This is a genomic window from Bacillus sp. SIMBA_074, from assembly GCF_046534555.1.
GTDB lineage: Bacteria > Bacillota > Bacilli > Bacillales > Bacillaceae_G > Bacillus_A > Bacillus_A mycoides.
In genome coordinates this window covers 1-230 of the sequence record NZ_JAWRYM010001355.1, presented here as the reverse complement: position 1 = coordinate 230, position 230 = coordinate 1, and the positions used below count along the sequence as shown (strand labels likewise).

The 230-nt window shown below is 48.3% G+C and carries 1 protein-coding gene; it reads right to left on the bottom strand.

What is annotated here, in order from left to right:
* Positions 1-230: FAD-binding protein (locus tag SB773_RS35125; RefSeq protein WP_410595226.1), on the bottom strand; the 230-nt coding region annotated here is incomplete at both ends.

Sequence of the window (230 nt, the reverse complement as noted above, 5' to 3'; positions counted from 1 at the left end):
CGGAACCGTGCGCACCAGCGTTCATATAGACAGCTCCGCCGACCGAACCAGGGATCCCACTGGCAAATTCCAATCCTGCATATCCTTTTTTACTGATTTGAACGGAAAGGCTGACAAGTGACACCCCAGCTCCCGCTTTAATCTCGCAGCCATTCAACTCGAAATGATCAAGTCCTTTATCCAATTTAAGTACGGCACCTTCAATTCCGCCATCACTTACAAGTAAGTTC